Genomic DNA, 16,258 nt, shown 5'->3' with positions numbered 1-16,258 from the left:
GCGTCACGTCCGCTATGCGGCGGGACGTCGTTGTCGGTGAAAGCTGGGTATCGGTTTTCGTTCGGGGTCGATGGTGGCGGGTGGGATGACGCAAGGGTGGCCGTCGTCGCCGAACTTCACACCCCATCCATGGTTGTGGACGAGTCGGTGGCAGTCACCGCAGAGGAGGACCAGGTTGGTCAGATCCGTCGGGCCTCCGTCCTCCCAGAACACGATGTGGTGCACTTGGCACCAACGTGCGGGCATACCGCACCTGATGCAGCATTTGTCGCGGACAGTGACCGCTGCGCGTTGTCCAGGTGTGGCGAGTCGGACTCGGCCTCCCATGGACAGCGGAACATCGTTGTTATCCAGCACTATTGGGTGCAGATCAGCGTCGCAAGCAAGGAGGCGGGCGAGGCTGTGGCTGATCGGCCCGGTCCATTCGAGGTTGAACGGCCAGTCGGGATCACCCATGGACGGTGCGGATTTGCTCGCTTCGCCCCCGCTGGGGTGAGTTACTCCAGGGTCGGGACCGTCCGACGCGGAGAACCTGTCTGCAAGCAGGTCTCGCAGGTTGACGGTGACGTTGACCGTAGCGGGTGGTCTGCCCAGCCCTGCTGAGTGTCCTTCGCCGCTGCGTTGATCGAGTAACTGCGACAGCGCGTCGGCTCGTCGTTTCGAAGCACTTCTGGGATCGCGGGTGCCGTCGGGTGCCGGTTGAGGCTTCGAGAACGGCGAGAGCGATGCGTGAAGTTTCTGGGCGAGGACTGTGTCGACGTCGCCTCTGATCGTCGTACGTCCGTTGGACTGGAGGTAGAGGTCGAAGGTGTTCAGCGCCGCGTTTTCCGACACCGGTACCGGCGGTGGCTTGACGAGAAGTTCCTCGTCATCGTCGTCATCTTCGTCGGTGTCGGGCACGGGCTGGCCTTGTTCCTCCGCTGCCTGTTCGGCGCGCTCGGCGGCTTCGCGTTCGGCGCGTTCGCGCTGTCTTCGTAACGCCTGTTCGTAGCGTGCGCGGACGTCGTCAGCGGCAGCGTGACCGAGCACTTGCGCTCGGTGCTTGACTTGGCCTGCAGTGCTCTCGATTGCGGTCGCGAGAAGATCGGCGACGGCCACGCCCAGGCGTTCTTCGGTCAGAGTTGGGTCCGACTTGCGGATGGTGTCGTGGCCGTCGTAGATCTCTTTGACGTGCGCGTCGTGGATGTCGCTGTTGGAGAGCGCTTCCAGGACGGTGGGGTGCCGAGTGAGCCAGGCTGCCGTGTCGATTTGTCGGCTGGCGTTGCCGAGGGCGACGCGTGTGCCTGCGGCGAGGTAATGCGATGCGCTGGAGTGCCCGGCCCTCAGGTTCAAGCCTCGTCGGGCGAACTGTTCGAGGAGTGCGTATTTGTCGGCGGAAGCCTGGTTCTGGATATGGACGACCTGAGTCAGTGCCGTCGCGACCTCGATGTCCGAGAGTGCGTCGACGCCCTTCAAGTCCCCCAACTTGTGCATGGGAAGGAAGCTACAACGACCCTCCGACAAGTTCGGGTGGAAGCACGACAGAGAATGCGCCGTTCCAAGGCTGCAACTCCGGATACCGATGTAGGCGAGGGTTCGCCGCGGGCGTCTGGACTCGGTGCCGCAATGCTCGTCAGGCCACCACGAAGCGCTGAGCCACCCCGGAGTACTCGCTCAGCGGCCGGATCAGTGCGTTGGACGCACCTTGCTCGATGATGTGTGCGGTCCAGCCGGTGATACGGCTCATGACGAAAATGGGCGTGAACACCTCGATGTCGAAGCCCATCAGGTAATAGGTCGGCCCAGTGGGGAAATCGAGATTCGGCTTGATCCCCGTCGCGTCGTTCATCGTTCGTTCGAGCACGTCGTACATCCGTACCCATTTGCGCCCGTTGGTCACCTCGGCGACCTCGTGGAACGCCGCACGCATCGTCGGGACGCGGGAGTCGCCGTTCTTGTACACCCGGTGTCCGAAGCCCATCACCTTGTCCTTGGCGGCGAGCTTGCCCAAAAGCCACTGCTCGGCGAGATGCGGTTCGGAGATCTCGAGCATGTCGTGCATGACGGCTTCATTGGCGCCTCCGTGCAGTGGGCCCTTGAGCGCACCGATCGCTGCGGTGACCGCGCTGTAGATGTCCGACAGAGTCGAGGTGACCACGCGGGCCGCGAACGTCGAGGCATTGAAGCTGTGCTCGGCGTAGAGAATCAACGAGACCTCGAAGGCCTTGACGATCTTCGCGTCGGGGACACTGCCGAAACACATGTAGAGGAAGTTCTCGGCGAAGCCCAAATGTGAGTGAGGCGCGATGGGATCGAGCCCGTGCCGTCGGCGATGATCCGCAGCGACGATGGTTGGCAGCACTGCGGTCATGCGCAGAGCCTTGAGCAGATTGGCCTGCGGCGAGTTGTCGTCCTCGGCAGGGTCCTCGGCGCCGAGGTAGCTGATCGCGGTACGCACCACGTCCATCGGATGGCAGTTGTCCGGCATCTTGGTCAGCAGTGACAGCATCGACCTGTCCGCCCGGCGGAAAGCCCGCTCGCGTTGCGAGAACAGTTCGAGCTGCGCGGGATTGGGAAGTTCACCGTTCCACAACAGATACGCAACGTCTTCGAAGCTGCAGTGCTCGGCGAGGTCCTGGACGGCATACCCCCGGTAGGTCAGCGAGTTGGTCTCGGGTACCACCTTGGAGATTGCCGTGCGGTCGACGACGACGCCCGCCAGTCCCTTGTGGATGGTCGTAGTTTCGGCGAGTAAGGCTCGGGTGGTCGGGTAGCTCATCGCGCATCCCTCGGGTAGGTGAAAATTCCTTGGTCGAACTCGTTGTAGCGTTCGTAGTCGAGTAGTTCGTACAGCCTGCTGCGGTGTTGCATTCGGTCGATGGACGCGGCCTGCGTTCCGGTGGAGGCGATTTCGCGGAGGCCGTTCTCGACGGCGAACATCGCCAATCGCAGCGTCGTGACGGGATAGATCACCGCGTTGTAACCGAGCTCCTGCAGTACGTCCGCGCCGATCAGCTCGGACTTGCCGAACTCGGTCATGTTGGCCAGCAACGGTGTGTCGACAGCACCGCGGAACTTCGCGAATTCCGATTCGTCCGTGAGCGCCTCGGTGAAGATGAGATCGGCCCCGGCGTCGGCGTAAGCCTTGGCGCGCTCGATCGCGGAATCGATGCCCTCGATGCCCGCAGCATCGGTGCGAGCGCAGATGACGAAGTTCGGGTCGCGCCGAGCGGAGACCGCGGCCCTGATGCGCTGGACCATGAGATCCGGCGGGACCACGGACTTACCGTCGAGATGCCCGCAGCGCTTGGGGTTGACCTGGTCCTCGAGATGGCAGCCGGCAATACCCGCGTCCTCGAGAACGGTGATCGTCCGTGCAGCGCTCATCGGTTCACCGAAACCGGTGTCGGCGTCGATGAGTACCGGGAGATCGGTGACGCGGGCGATCTGTTGACCGCGGTCGGCCACTTCGGTGAGCGTGGTCAGCCCGATGTCCGGTAGGCCGAGATCGGCCGAGACGACGGCTCCGGAGACGTACACACCCTCGAACCCGATCTCCTGCACGAGCTTTGCCACCAGCGGTGAAAACGCACCAGGTAGCCGCTGAATCGTCCCCGACGTCAGTCCGGTCCTGAAGTCGATGCGCTTCTGCTGTGCGGAGGTTGCTGCGGCAATCAGACCCGACATCAGAAGATGCCCTTCGGGGTCTTCGGCGCTCGTGCGAGCACATCTTCGGAGACGGTGAACGTAAGTTGATCCAGTTCGCCAGCGGCCAGGTCGAGAGTGTCCTGGGCCGCGTCGAGGAAACGGTCCTGCTCGTCGGGGGCGACGACACCGTCGGCCAGTGTCCGGAACTTGGCAACGTACTGCTCACGCGTAAATGGCTTGGCACCCAGAGGATGTGCGTCGGCAACCGCGAGTTCGTCGACGATGACCGTGCCGTCCTTCAACGTGATCTCGGCACGGGCGCCGAACGCCTTCTCGTCGGGATCCTGGGAGTGGTATCGACGGGTCCACTCGGGGTCCTCTGCAGTGGAGATCTTCTGCCACAGAGCAACTGTGCCGGGCCGCTGCGCTCGTTCGGGTGCGTACGATCGCTCGTGATGCCACTCGCCGTCCTCCAGCGCGACGGCGAAGATGTACATGACCGAGTGGTCGAGGGTCTCGCGGGACGCCGTGGGGTCGAACTTCTGCGGGTCGTTGGAGCCGGTGCCGATGACGTAGTGCGTGTGGTGGCTGGTGTGCAGGACGATTTTCTCGATCTGATCGAGATCCTCGATGGCCGAACGCATCCGACGAGCGAGATCGATGGGTGCCTGGCTCTGATACTCGGCGGAGTGCTCCTTGGTGTAGCTGTCGAGAATTCCACGTTTGTATTCACCCGGGCCGGGCAGTGGCACATGATATTCGGCGTCGGGACCTCCGAGAAGCCACGCGATGACACCGTCCTCGCCCTCCCAGATCGGCGACGGTGCGCCCTCGCCACGCAATGCGCGGTCGACTGCTTCGACGGCGACCTTCCCGGCCAGTGCCGGGGCGTACGCCTTCCAACTGGAGATGGCGCCCTTGCGTGACTGGCGGGTAGCCGTCGTCGTATGAAGTGCTTGTCCGACGGCTTGGTAGATGGTCTCGGTGTCCAGGCCGAGGAGCGTGCCGATGCCTGCCGCAGCGGAGGGACCGAGATGTGCGACGTGATCGATCTTGTGCTCGTGCAACGAGATTGCTCGAACAAGATCGATCTGGATCTCGTACCCGGTCGCCAGGCCTCGGATGAGGTCGCGCCCCGACCGCCCCGCGTGCTGCGCGACCGCGAGGATCGGTGGAATGTTGTCGCCGGGGTGCGAGTACTCGGCGGCCAGGAAGGTGTCGTGGAAGTCGAGTTCGCGGACCGCGACGCCGTTCGCCCACGCTGCCCATTCAGGCGAGTAGTTTCCGGCGATGCCGAACACAGTGGAACCTGGACTGTAGGGATGAGCCTGTGCCTGGGATCGCGCGCTGGTGACCGGCTTCCGTGCGATGGATGCAGCGGCGACGGCAGCGTTGTCGATGATGCGGTTGACAATCATCTCGGCTGTTGCCTCGGGTACGTCGACGGTGTCGGCCGCGACTTCGGCGATCTTCCACGCGAGGTGCTCCGACCGAGGAAAGTCCTCGGCCGATCGGCGGGTACGAACGAGATGGGTCTTCACCGTGAAACCTCCGTGGTATGTCGTGATTACGCTCTGTTCGCAACGCTACTGCGGGGTTCTGAACTGGGGAAGATGTTGCAGATGCCGATCTTTGTGGGGCGTAGGCTGCAATGTTGCGAACCTTGCGAATGTGCCGCGTTACGCTGCTGGGGTGCAGAAGATCTACGCGGGGAGCAGGCTCAGGAGGCTGCGGGAAGAACGACGCCTGACTCAGCTGGCGTTGGCGAAGACGCTCGGCCTCTCACCCAGCTATCTGAACCAGCTGGAGAACGATCAACGTCCGCTGACCGTCCCGGTTCTGTTGAAGCTGAACTCGATGTTCGAGCTCGACCCCACGTTCTTCGCCACTGATACCGATGCTCGGCTCGTTGCGGATCTGCAGGACGTGCTCAGTGAGACCACTGATGCGGTGTCCTCGGCCGAGGTGCAGGAGTTGGTGTCCAGAATGCCAGCTGTGGGGCACACGCTCGTCGAACTTCATCGACGTCTGTATGCCGCGACCGAACAGATCGAGCGCATGTCCTTGGGGCTCGAGGGAACGGTCGTAGCCGACTCGGGCAGGGTGCCGATGCCCTACGAGGAGGTTCGTGACTTCTTCTATGATCGTCGAAACCACGTAGCGGAGTTGGACTCTGCGGCGGAGGGTATGTTTCGGGGGCGTGGGCTGAGCATCGGTGCCCTGGATCTGCAGTTGTCCGAGATCATGTCGCGTGAGCACGGGGTCACCGTGTCGATTCGTGACGATCTTCCGGGTGCATTGGGCCCCAAGCGTTCCTACGATGGGAATACGCTTCTTCTTGCTCGCAGGCTCACAGCGGGTCAACGTGCCTACCAGATCGCAACCCAACTTGCGTTTCTCGCGCATTCGGCGTTGATCGACACGCTCGTCGATCAAGCAAACGGCCTGACACCGCAATCGCGCGAACTTGCTCGGGTCGGTCTCGCCAACTACTTCGCGGGTGCACTGTTGTTGCCGTACAGCACGTTTCTCGCTGCCGCGGAGTCCCTGCGATACGACATCGATCTGCTTTCGCTGACCTTCGAGGTCGGGTTCGAGACGGTGTGCCACCGGCTGTCGACGCTACAGCGGCCAGGGAGCAAGGGCGTTCCATTCTTCTTCGTGCGTACCGATCGCGCCGGCAACATCTCCAAGCGTCAATCCGCGACAGCGTTCCATTTCTCCCGGGTCGGTGGAAGCTGCCCGCTGTGGGTGGTGCACGACGCGTTCGCCACCCCGGGGCAGATTCGCACCCAGGTCGCCGAGATGCCCGATGCCAGAACGTACCTGTGGATCGCGCGCACGACCCGAAGTGGCGGACTTGGCTATCGCGCACCGGAGAAGAACTTCGCCATCGGACTCGGGTGCGACATCGCGCACGCGAGCAAACTCGTGTACGCCGACGATCTCCCCGGCGCGGTCACACCCATCGGTCCAGGGTGCAAAGTGTGCGAGCGTCATTCGTGCGCGCAGCGTGCCTTTCCTCAGTTGGGTAAATCGTTGCTCGTAGACGAAAGCGTGAGCACGGATCTGCCGTATCCGTATTCCTGAGGGCGGCTTCGCCGCACGTGAACGAAAATTTATAGTGGGCTACGCATTTTCGTTCACATGCCGCAGGCTCGCTAAGCTCTCCGGCATGACTTCGAGCCTGATCATGGCGGATCTCGATGGGACACTCGTCGATCGTGACGCGGCTTTCTCTCGCTCGGTGGCTCGTTTCTGCGAGCATCACGGACTCGGAAGCGAGGTGGTGCCGTGGGTCATGGACCTGGACGAGGGCGGGTACGCGCCACGTGATCGAGTCGCATACGCGATATGCGTTCGATTTCCCGAACTCCGTCCCTCGGACTGCTGGAGCCTGCTCGACGACGGCGGTTGTGAGGATGTCGAGCTTGCCGATGATGTGGCCGCGGCGCTCGATAGTTTACGCGCGGACGGTTGCCGCATCGTGGTCGTCACCAACGGTCCGACATCGATGCAGGAGCGCAAGATGTTCCGAATCGGTCTCGATCGTTTTGTGGACGGGTGGGTGGTGTCCGGAACGGAAGGCGTGAAGAAGCCTGAGCCGGAGATCTTTCGTATCGCTGCCAAGCGGGTTGGGTCGACTCTCGACGGCGCGTGGATGATCGGCGACAACCCAGAGGCAGACATTCGAGGTGCACATGTGCTGGGGTGCCGGAGCTCGTGGATCAGTCGAGGCCGCACGTGGCCACACGAGGACTTCGCGCCGACCCGAGTCGATACCGATGTCGCGTCCGCTCTCCTCGGAGTGCGAGCCATGTGAACGAAAGTACATAGTGGGCTATGCATTTTCGTTCACATGGGTGCGCGCAAGATCGGCGGATGTAGGGACTCGGCACGGCCCGGTCGGTATACCTGAGCATTGCGCCCACGCCTGCCCGTGGCCGTGGTGACTCCGTCGACGGGTTCGACGAATCCCGTGGTTCCCAGAACCTTGCGCCTGAAGTTCGCTCGGTCGAGTGTTGTTCCCCAGACGGTTTCGTACACGCACTGCAGATCCCTGATGGTGAAGGGATCGGTGACGAAGTTGGTGGCGAGGGTCGTGTACTCCAACTTCGACCGGACCCGTTCGATGGCGTCGGCCAAGATCGTGTCGTGGTCGAAGCCCAGATCGCGTACGTCGTCGACCGACATCCAGGACGCCGCTGCTGCGTCCGTTCCGGCGACGGGTTCGGGAAGATCGGGAGCGAACGCGACATAGGCGATGGAGACGACGCGCATGCGGGGATCACGGTCGGGTTCGCTGTAGGTTCCGAGCTGTTCGACGTACCCAGGGAAAATACTGAGACCGGTTTCCTCGCTCAGTTCCCGGGATGCGGCGTCGGCGGCGGATTCGTCGGGTCGTACGAATCCGCCAGGAAGAGCGCGAGTTCCCCGAAACGGTTCTTCCCCGCGCTCGACCAGCAAAACGCTCAGCGCACCGTTGCGCAGCGTCAGAGCGACGAGGTCCACTGTCACTGCGAACTGGGGGTACACGGTCGGGTCGTAGGTCATGGCACTCCCAGCGGATCGGTGAACGTTGTGCGCCTGCGCAGTTCCTGTTCTGCCACACGAACGGCTAGGGCAATCCTGTCGTCTGCACTTCCCGTCAGCATGACCCATGATCGACCGCTGCGGGTGAGCGCGTCGACGAACCAGCCTGTCATATCGGCACGGATCGATTCTCCGTCGCGGATTCCGTCCTGCACGAACGGTACGTCCACGTGATCGGTGAGTAGATACACCGCATGTCGATCGACCAACTCCTGTTCCGCGTGTGCCGAGCCGGGACCGAGATACCGACGCTCCCAGACCGTTGTCGCGAACGCGTCGGTGTCGCAGATCAGTATCGGAGAGCCGGTGCGTGCTGCGTCGTCCTCGTGGGCCTGTTGAGTTCGAGCAATGCGACCGAAGTCCTCGCCGGTCCACACGATGTCGTTCACATCGGCTACTGGCCGCGTCCGACGGGCATTGTCGAGTTTGTCCAGGGTGTCCTGTCGGCCGAATTCTTCGACGAGTCCGGTCCGGGCCCACACTCCTCCACGCGCTCGAAAATGCTGTGTCAGTCCGACACTGATCGTCGTGGTCCCGGTGGACTCGGCCCCGAGGACGACAATGCGTGTCGTCGAACCAGCCCGTGCCGGAGCGTCGAGTAGATCCCACGACGCCGCAAGGTCGTGCCGGCAGCTCGTACCGGAAACGGGGAAGAACGCACGATCGGGGTCGAAGGGCACATGGGTGGCATCGAACCACCGCGACAGTTCGTCCCCGTAGGATTCGCTGCTGACGACGGCGTCGACCGGGACGTCCGTTACCTGGTCGACGGCGGCTTTCATGCAGGCCACCTGCGCAGCCCAGACGGCCCGAGAGGTGTGGTCGATGGGGGCGTCGCACACGATGCCGGTGACGGTGACCGAGAGGTCCTTTGCGTGCGACTCGGTCATCCACGACACTCGTTCTACCAGCGGTATCGATTCGAACGCCGAGGACATGACGACCACGGTGACGCGACGCGCAAGTCCAGCTGCATATCGAACCATTGCGTGATGGCCGAGGTGCGGTGGGTAGAACTTCCCGATGATCAGCGCGTGCTCGTACATTTCACACCTCCACCAGTTCGGCGTCGCGCATGGATTTGGTCCATGCGATCAGTCCGCCGATGCACAGCGCGATGAATCCGAGGTAGAGAGCCGCGGTCAGAACAAGATCCTTGTAGAGGTACAGCGGTACGTAGATGACGTCGGCGGCGATCCAGAGAAACCACGATTCGCGACGCTTGTTGATCTGGCCCCAGGTAGCGAGGAGGGAAAGCGTCGTCGTGAGGGCGTCCCAGAACGGGACGACCGATTCTGTTGCAACACTGAGCAATACAGTGATGGCGGCGACGCCGGCTACCCCCGCCGCCGCCAGACGTAGCCACTCCTGGGCGCTGGTGCGCGTAACGACGAGCGCTTGTCTTTCTCCGCCCGAGGTCCACGTCAGCCAACCCCAAACGGCCAGGGCGATGTAGACGAACTGCAGTGCCGAGTCGGCGTAGAGGCCTGCGCCGAGAAACAGCACCACGAATGCCACGTTGTTCGCTATTCCGATGGGCCAGTTGAAGATCGACTGACGGGCGACCAGAACGACACACAGTGCTCCCGTCAGGAACCCGATCACTTCGACCCAGGATGTCGGGGCACCGAACGAGACGAACGCGGTCGATGCGAGCCAGTCGGAGAGTGTGCGCATGGCCATTCCTTTTTGTAGTCGTAATGACTACTAAAAACTAGCACGGCGATCGAATCGGTGGAAGTCCGGTCGAAACATACGGGCGGATGGTCGCAGAGTGGTTGGTTCCTCCATAGCTCGCACGTCGACAAGCAAATAACGTGGTGCGCGTCACTTTCTTTCTATGAGAGCCGAGTCCCATGCCTGCAGACACCCTCACGCCCGAGATCGAATCGCGAGTCGTAAAGAAGGTTGCCCGACGGATCATCCCGTTTCTCGGACTGGCCTACTTCGTCAACTATCTCGATCGCACCAACATCGGTCTCGCCAAGCTCACGATGAGTGACGAGCTGGGCCTGACCGAGACGATGTTCGGCCTCGCGTCGGGCTTGTTCTTCATCGGATATCTGCTGTTCGAGGTGCCGAGCAACTTGGCATTGCACAAGTTCGGTGCCAGGCGCTGGATTGCACGCATCATGCTGACGTGGGGAATCATTGCGGCCGCCATGGCCTTCGTGCCCACCGCGGAATGGCTCTACGGGCTTCGGGTTCTGCTGGGTATCGCGGAGGCGGGCTTCTTTCCCGGAGTCCTTCTCTACATGACGATGTGGTTTCCCCGCGCCTACCGAGTTCGGTTGATGGGCCTGTTCTTGCTGGCGCTACCGATTTCCTCGGCCCTGGGTGCGCCGTTGTCCAGTGCGATCATCCAGTACTGGGACGGGTTGTTCGGACTTTCGGGTTGGCGCGTGATGTTCCTGGTCGAAGGTATTCCAGCAGTTCTGCTCGCCTTCGTCACCTGGTTCTATCTGACGGATCGGCCATCGCAGGCCACATGGCTCGACGACGACGAAAAGGCCTGGTTGACTGCGGAACTGGAGTCAGAGGACTCCGCGAAAGGTGGTCACATCAGCGGCTCGGTCAAGCGGGCACTTCGCGACGTCCGCGTCTGGATGCTCGGCTTGGTCTACTTCGGTATCACCTATGGTTTGTACTCCCTCAGCTTCTTCCTGCCGAGCATCGTGGCCGGGTTCAAGCAAACGTTCGACACCGACTTCTCGCTCGTCACGACCGGTCTCATCGTTGCAATCCCGTTCGCGATCGGCGCCCTCGCGATGGTGATGTGGAGCCGTCACTCGGACAGAACCGGTGAACGAATCTGGCATGTGGCGCTGCCGACGCTGATCGGGGCGATCTCGATCCCGTTCGCTCTCTACATGGATTCTCCGTTCACGACGATGCTCGCGGTGACCGTCAACGCGGTCGGTGTGTTCTGCGCTCTACCGGTGTTCTGGTACCTGCCCAGCACCTTCCTCACGGGTGCGGGTGCCGCGGCGGGAATTGCGATCATCAACTCAGTGGGCAACATGTCGGGTTTCGGCGCCCCGTACGTGACTGGGTGGCTACTGGACGCGACCGGGAACGCTCGCGCGGGACTGTGGGTCGTCGGCGCGGTCATGTTGATGGCAGTGCTCTTGGTCGTCGTACTTCGTGGTCGGGTGGGGGCCAAGTCCGACTCCGACGCGGATGCCGCGATGAGTCACTAGGCACAGGTTGAGCACGTTTCCGTGACCCAGAACCGTGCAGGATGCTCAATTTGAAAAGCATCTATTGCGCTTGATGATGATTCTTGATTGTGTTCCAGGTAACAGTGCAACCTGTATGGAGGCCGAGATGGACACCGCAATTTCCAGGACGAGCGATGACGACCTCATCCAGATCGTCACACCCGAGGGCAAGCGAACCGAGCCCTCGGAGTACAGCCGGACAGTCGAGGACATCACGATCGACAAGCTCCGCGATCTCTACGAGGACCTCGTCGTCGTACGCCGCATCGATGCAGAAGCGACGGCCCTTCAGCGACAGGGCGAGCTCGGACTGTGGGCGCCACTACTCGGTCAGGAGGCCGCCCAGGTGGGCTCCGCACGGGCTCTGCACGCCGACGACTTCGTGTTCGGAAGCTACCGCGAGCACGGCGTCGCGTACTGCCGTGGCGTCGACCCCACCGAGATGCTGCGCTTCTGGCGCGGATCCACTCAGTCCGGTTGGAACCCTTACGAGTACAACATGACTACCCCGGCCATCATCGTCGGCGCGCAGGCTCTGCACGCCACCGGCTACGGACTCGGAATGAAGTTCGACGGGGCCGAGGGCGCGGTCATCACGTACTTCGGCGACGGGGCCACCAGCCAGGGCGACATCTCCGAAGCATTCGGCTTCGCAGCAAGTTTCGGTGCCCCGGTCGTGTTCTTCTGCCAGAACAATCAATGGGCGATCTCCGAGCCGGTGACGCTGCAGACCCACATCACCATCGCGGAGCGTGGGCGCGGATTCGGAGTGCCGTCGCTCAGGGTCGACGGGAACGACGTCCTGGCAGTGCTCGCTGCCACCCGTACTGCTCTCGCCCGAGCCCGTGAAGGTAGCGGTCCGACGCTCATCGAAGCCGTCACCTATCGCATGGGACCGCACACGACGTCGGACGACCCGACGCGTTACCGCCCAGCTGCTCTCGACGACGAGTGGAAGCAGAAGGACCCGATCGACCGCATCGAACGACTGCTCGACGCGGAAGGCGCCATGGACGCCGCCTTCCGAGCACGCGTCAAGGATCGCGCAGACCACACCGCAGCCGAACTGCGCCGCGGATGTCTCGGAACCGTCGAACCGACGGCAATGTCGTTGTTCGACAACGTCTACGCCGATCCGCACCCGCTGATCGCCGAGGAGCGCGACGCCTACGCCACCTACCTCGCCGGATTCGAAGGAGTTCAGTCATGACCGCAACTCTCGCGCCGACCCTTCCGCTCGGCAAAGCTCTGAACGCTGGGCTGAGGCGGGCAATGGAGGACGATCCCAAGGTGGTTCTCCTCGGTGAGGACATCGGCAAGCTCGGTGGTGTCTTCCGCATCACCGACGGACTGCAGAAGGACTTCGGGCCGAATCGCGTCATCGACACCCCGCTGGCCGAGTCCGGAATCATCGGCACCGCAGTTGGTCTCGCCTTCCGCGGCTATCGACCGGTGGTCGAGATCCAGTTCGACGGATTCATCTACCCGGCATTCGACCAGATCGTGTCGCAGGTCGCCAAGTTGCACTACCGAACCGGTGGCAACGTCAAGATGCCCATCACCATTCGGGTGCCGTACGGCGGTGGGATCGGCGCCGTCGAGCATCATTCGGAATCACCGGAAGGCTACTTCGCGCAGACGGCAGGTCTGCGTGTGGTCAGCTGCAGCAACGCAGCCGACGCCAACGTGATGCTGCGACAGGCAATCGCGTCCGACGATCCGGTCCTGTTCTTCGAGCCGAAGCGTCGCTACTGGCAGAAAGGCGAAGTGGACGTCGCGCGCCCGATCGACGACGCCTACCCGCTGCACAAGGCCAGGGTGGTCCGCGAAGGAACCGATGCGACGATCATCGCCTACGGACCGCTGGTCGTCACCGCGCTGCAAGCGGCCGACGTCGCCGCGGGGGAGGGCCGGTCCATCGAAGTCATCGATCTACGATCTCTTTCGCCGCTCGACATGGACACGATCGCCACCTCCGTACGTAAGACCGGCCGACTCGTCATCACGCACGAGGCGGCAACCTTCATGGGTATCGGAGCGGAAATCGCTGCACGCGTGCAAGATCAGTGCTTCTACAGCCTCGAAGCTCCGGTCCAGCGAGTCGGCGGCTTTTCCACACCGTATCCGGCGGCCAAGGTGGAAGAGTTCTTCCTCCCCGACGCGGACCGAATTCTCGACGCAGTGGACAGGACATTCCCCGCATGACGAAAAGCTTTTTGCTCCCCGATCTCGGCGAAGGGCTCACCGAGGCCGAGCTGATCACATGGCTCGTCGAGGTCGGTGACACCATCGAACTCAATCAGGTGATCGCGGAGGTCGAGACCGCCAAGGCATCCGTCGAACTGCCCTCCCCGTATGCCGGAACAGTGGTGGCGTTGCATGCACAAGAGGGCACGACCATCGAAGTCGGCAGCGCCATCATCGACATCGCGGACGATTCAGAAGAAGCCGCGGTGGTAGAGCCCGCCGAGAAGGAAGAGCGCATCCCGGTTCTCGTTGGATACGGGGTTGCAGGGGAAGGCGTAAGCCGTCGTAGCGGCCGTACGTCCAGCGCTCCTGTAGCGAGTGCGCCGGTGTCGAGTGCTCCGGTGTCGACCACGCCGTCGAACGGTAGGCCGCTTGCGTCCCCACCTGTTCGGTTCGTCGCTCGTCAGGAAGGGATCGACCTGGCCGACGTCCCCGCCACCGGTTCGCACGGCGAGGTCACGCGCGACGACGTCGCAACCTACCTGGCCAAGCCCGAACCCGCGGCGGCCGAGTCAGCGAAGAACGAGACCCGCACGCCCATCAAGGGCGTCCGTAAACACACGGCCGCGGCGATGGTGGCGAGTGCGTTCACCGCACCGCACGTCACCGAGTTCATCACTGTCGATGTGACACCAATGGTGGAACTCATCGACAAGCTCCGCGCCACCAAGCATTTTCGCGACATCAAGCTGACACCGCTCGCGCTCGTCGCGAAAGCACTTCTCGTTGCGCTGCGATCCAATCCGAGCCTGAACTCGGAATGGGACGAGGTCAATCAAGAAATCGTGACCAAGGGGTACGTCAATCTCGGCATTGCCGCGGCGACCCCTCGAGGTCTCATGGTGCCGAACATCAAGGAAGCGCACACCCTCGGTCTGAAAGATCTCGCGCAGGCCCTGACGAATTTGACGGTGACGTCGAAGGAGGGCAAGACCGGACCGAGCGATCTCGCCGAAGGGACCATCACCATCACCAATGTGGGTGTGTTCGGTGTGGATTCGGGGACGCCTATCCTCAACCCCGGTGAGGCAGCGATTCTGTGCTTCGGCGCAATCCGTCGTCAGCCCTGGGAGTTCGAAGGCGAGATCGCCCTCCGGTCGGTGACGACGTTGAGTCTGTCCTTCGACCATCGTCTGGTCGACGGTGAGCAGGGATCGCGCTTCCTTGCCGACATCGCGTCCATTCTCGCCGATCCGATGAACCTGGTGGCTCTGGCATGAGCGACGTTCTCATCCTGGGTGGCGGGTCAGGCGGTTACGCGTGTGCGTTCCGGGCCGCCCAGCTAGGTCTGTCGGTCACTCTGATCGAGAAGGACAAGGTCGGCGGAACATGCCTGCACCGCGGATGCATCCCGACCAAGGCACTGCTGCATGCAGCCGAGGTAGCAGACACCGCTCGCGAGAGTTCGTCGGTGGGAGTGAGAGCGAGCTTCGAGGGCATCGACATCGCCGGGGTGCACGCATACAAGGACGGCGTCGTATCGAAGCTGTACAAGGGCCTTCAGGGTCTGGTCTCGGCGCACAAAGTCGAGATGATCAGCGGCACAGGTCGATACGTCGGCAACAGAACCGTCGAAGTGGACGGACGACGGATCACGGGCAAGTCCGTGGTGTTGGCGACCGGCTCGCACGCGAAGATGCTGCCGGGAATCGAGCTCGGCCCACGAGTACTCACCAGCGATACGGCGTTGACACTCGATTACGTTCCGAAGAAGGCAATCGTGCTCGGCGGCGGGGTCATCGGCGTCGAATTCGCTAGTGTCTGGGCGTCGTTCGGGGTGGAGGTGACCATTGTCGAGGCGCTTCCGCGACTGGTTGCTGCCGAGGACGAGTGGGCGTCGAAGCAGCTCACCCGGGCGTTCAAGAAACGCGGGATCGCGGCAAAGACGTCGTCGCCGTTCACGGGCGTGAAGGAAACACCCGACGGTGTCACAGTGACACTCGAATCCGGTGAGACGCTCGAAGCCGACGTACTGCTCGTGGCGGTCGGACGAGGGCCGAATACCCCGGATCTGCAGGGAATTTCGCTCGATAACGGGTTTGTGTCCGTGGACTCCACCTTGATGACGTCGGATGCAGGCGTCTATGCCGTCGGCGATGTCGTTCGCGGTCCGCAGTTGGCGCACAGAGGTTTTCAGCACGGAATCTTCGTCGCCGAGCAGATTGCGGGCCTGAAGCCGGTTGCTGTTCCCGACGCCAACATTCCACGTGTCACGTACTCGAATCCGGAGATCGCGTCGGTGGGACTCACCGAGGCGCAAGCCGCCGAGCAGCACGGTTCTGCCGATGCCGTCGTGTACGACCTTGCGGGCAACGGCAAGAGTCAGATTCTCGGCGCGTCCGGAGGGGTCAAGCTCGTCCGAGCCGGTGGCGCTGTCGTCGGGATACACATGGTCGGTGCCCGAGTGGGCGAGCTGATCGGGGAGGCCCAACTCGTCGTGAACTGGGGCGCGTATCCGGAAGAAGTGGCGCACCTCATCCACGCGCATCCGACGCAGTCCGAGGCATTCGGCGAGGCCCACCTCGCCCTCGCTGGAAAGCCGCTGCATTCTCACTAGGCGCCTCCCCCCA

14 protein-coding genes are annotated in these 16,258 nt (G+C 62.7%); 7 read left to right on the top strand and 7 right to left on the bottom strand.

What is annotated here, in order from left to right:
* Positions 1-12 precede the first annotated feature (12 nt).
* The 4 genes from D8W71_RS01430 to prpD form a co-directional block, all read right to left on the bottom strand.
* On the bottom strand, positions 13-1,473 hold the full coding sequence (locus D8W71_RS01430; RefSeq protein ID WP_121110344.1) for an HNH endonuclease signature motif containing protein: 1,461 nt from the start codon (positions 1,471-1,473) through the stop codon (positions 13-15).
* A 139-nt stretch (positions 1,474-1,612) separates the two neighbouring features.
* Positions 1,613-2,758, bottom strand: coding sequence for a bifunctional 2-methylcitrate synthase/citrate synthase (locus tag D8W71_RS01425; RefSeq protein ID WP_121110342.1), 1,146 nt, complete (start codon positions 2,756-2,758; stop codon positions 1,613-1,615).
* Positions 2,755-3,666, bottom strand: coding sequence for a methylisocitrate lyase (prpB, locus tag D8W71_RS01420; RefSeq protein ID WP_121110340.1), 912 nt, complete (start codon positions 3,664-3,666; stop codon positions 2,755-2,757). The genes D8W71_RS01425 and prpB overlap by 4 nt, the downstream gene beginning before the upstream one ends.
* Positions 3,666-5,168, bottom strand: coding sequence for a 2-methylcitrate dehydratase PrpD (gene prpD, locus D8W71_RS01415; protein WP_121110338.1), 1,503 nt, complete (start codon positions 5,166-5,168; stop codon positions 3,666-3,668). Before prpD ends, prpB begins: the two co-directional genes overlap by 1 nt.
* A 151-nt stretch (positions 5,169-5,319) precedes the next feature.
* Here prpD and D8W71_RS01410 point away from each other — a divergent pair, with 151 nt between their 5' ends.
* Both D8W71_RS01410 and D8W71_RS01405 read left to right on the top strand, forming a co-directional pair.
* A complete protein-coding gene (locus D8W71_RS01410; protein WP_121110336.1) occupies positions 5,320-6,717 on the top strand; it encodes a short-chain fatty acyl-CoA regulator family protein in 1,398 nt (465 codons plus the stop codon).
* Between the two features lie 85 nt (positions 6,718-6,802).
* Positions 6,803-7,450: an HAD family hydrolase gene (locus D8W71_RS01405; protein ID WP_201265222.1), complete on the top strand. Its 648-nt coding sequence runs from the start codon at positions 6,803-6,805 to the stop codon at positions 7,448-7,450.
* Between the two features lie 32 nt (positions 7,451-7,482).
* On the opposite strand, the gene D8W71_RS01400 is transcribed toward D8W71_RS01405, so the two are convergent.
* The 3 genes from D8W71_RS01400 to pnuC are packed head-to-tail and all read right to left on the bottom strand — an operon-like array spanning position 7,483 to position 9,897.
* A complete protein-coding gene (locus tag D8W71_RS01400) occupies positions 7,483-8,181 on the bottom strand; it encodes an NUDIX hydrolase (protein WP_121110334.1) in 699 nt (232 codons plus the stop codon).
* Positions 8,178-9,266, bottom strand: coding sequence for an AAA family ATPase (locus D8W71_RS01395; RefSeq protein WP_121110332.1), 1,089 nt, complete (start codon positions 9,264-9,266; stop codon positions 8,178-8,180). The genes D8W71_RS01400 and D8W71_RS01395 overlap by 4 nt, the downstream gene beginning before the upstream one ends.
* A 1-nt stretch (position 9,267) precedes the next feature.
* The gene (gene pnuC, locus D8W71_RS01390; RefSeq protein WP_121118378.1) at positions 9,268-9,897 is read right to left on the bottom strand and encodes a nicotinamide riboside transporter PnuC; all 630 of its coding nucleotides are present in this window, start codon (positions 9,895-9,897) and stop codon (positions 9,268-9,270) included.
* A 179-nt stretch (positions 9,898-10,076) separates the two neighbouring features.
* On the opposite strand from pnuC, the gene D8W71_RS01385 reads away from it, so the two are divergent.
* From D8W71_RS01385 to lpdA, 5 genes are all read left to right on the top strand, one after another.
* On the top strand, positions 10,077-11,420 hold the full coding sequence (locus D8W71_RS01385) for an MFS transporter (RefSeq protein ID WP_121110329.1): 1,344 nt from the start codon (positions 10,077-10,079) through the stop codon (positions 11,418-11,420).
* A 127-nt stretch (positions 11,421-11,547) separates the two neighbouring features.
* Positions 11,548-12,651, top strand: coding sequence for a pyruvate dehydrogenase (acetyl-transferring) E1 component subunit alpha (pdhA, locus tag D8W71_RS01380; RefSeq protein WP_121118376.1), 1,104 nt, complete (start codon positions 11,548-11,550; stop codon positions 12,649-12,651).
* On the top strand, positions 12,648-13,646 hold the full coding sequence (locus tag D8W71_RS01375) for an alpha-ketoacid dehydrogenase subunit beta (RefSeq protein WP_121110326.1): 999 nt from the start codon (positions 12,648-12,650) through the stop codon (positions 13,644-13,646). The genes pdhA and D8W71_RS01375 overlap by 4 nt, the downstream gene beginning before the upstream one ends.
* Positions 13,643-14,908, top strand: coding sequence for a dihydrolipoamide acetyltransferase family protein (locus tag D8W71_RS01370; protein WP_121110324.1), 1,266 nt, complete (start codon positions 13,643-13,645; stop codon positions 14,906-14,908). Before D8W71_RS01375 ends, D8W71_RS01370 begins: the two co-directional genes overlap by 4 nt.
* Positions 14,905-16,245: a dihydrolipoyl dehydrogenase gene (gene lpdA / locus D8W71_RS01365; RefSeq protein ID WP_121110322.1), complete on the top strand. Its 1,341-nt coding sequence runs from the start codon at positions 14,905-14,907 to the stop codon at positions 16,243-16,245. The genes D8W71_RS01370 and lpdA overlap by 4 nt, the downstream gene beginning before the upstream one ends.
* Positions 16,246-16,258 lie beyond the last annotated feature (13 nt).

It is taken from the genome of Rhodococcus sp. P1Y (assembly GCF_003641205.1).
Taxonomy (GTDB): domain Bacteria; phylum Actinomycetota; class Actinomycetes; order Mycobacteriales; family Mycobacteriaceae; genus Rhodococcoides.
This window is presented reverse-complemented; position numbering and strand designations above follow the sequence as displayed.